2 protein-coding genes are annotated in these 960 nt (G+C 66.6%); both read left to right on the top strand.

Translation table 11 applies throughout. The features are described from left to right. The coding region (locus ACYVDG_RS32660; protein WP_460764161.1) for a transposase at positions 1 to 312 on the top strand (312 nt) is incomplete at its 5' end. Between the two features lie 5 nt (positions 313 to 317). Then, on the top strand, positions 318 to 960 hold a 643-nt coding region (locus tag ACYVDG_RS32665), incomplete at its 3' end, for an IS3 family transposase (protein ID WP_460764164.1).

Below are 960 nucleotides of genomic sequence, written 5' to 3' on the forward strand. Positions count from 1 at the left end.
AAGCGTTACCCCACTGAACTGCGTGAACGCGCCGTGCGCCTGGTCCAGCAGAGCCGGGGCGACTACGCCTCCACCAGCGCGGCGGTCAAGGCTGTCGCGGCGAAGCTGGGTGTGGGTGCCGAGAGTCTGCGGGTGTGGGTCCGCCAGGCCGACGTCGATACCGGGGCCCGCCCTGGCACTACCACAGCCGAAGCCCAGCGGATCAAGGAGCTGGAGCGGGAGAACCGCGAACTCAAGCGCGCCAACAACATCCTCAAAGCCGCGGCGTCTTTCTTCGCGGCCGAGATCGACCGGCCACACACACGCTCGTAGCCTTCATCGACGAGCACCGGGGCCGCTTCGGCGGAGTCGATCCGATCTGCCGCGTACTCACCGAGCACGACTGCAAGATCGCCCCATCCACCTACTACGCGTACAAGAAACGTCCACCCTCGGCCCGGTCGGTGCGCGACGCCGAGTTGCGCGAACTCATCGCCGAGCTGCACTCGCACAACTACGCCGTCTACGGGGCCCTCAAGGTCTGGCACGAGCTCAACCGCCAAGGCCACACGGTAGCCCGGTGCACCGTGGAACGCCTGATGCGCCAGATGGGCCTTCACGGCGCCCTACGCGGCAAGAAGGTGCGTACCACCGAGTCGGATCCGGCCGCTGAGCGGGCACCGGACCTACTGGACCGCGACTTCACCGCGCATGCGCCCAACCGTGTGTGGGTAGCGGACTTCACCCATGTGGCGACCTGGTCGGGGGTGGTGTATGTGTCCTTCGTCGTGGACGTGTTCTCCCGAACGATCGTGGGATGGTCAGCTGCTATGACCAAGACAGCGCCTCTGGTGCTCTCGGCCCTGGAGATGGCTCTGTGGCGTCGCGATCGCGGCGGCAGGCCCGTCCATGTGGGCGAGCTGGTGCATCATTCCGATGCGGGCTCGCAGGGCGGATTCAACTGGTCGTCGCAACACCTCG

The organism is Nocardiopsis oceani (assembly GCF_054777395.1).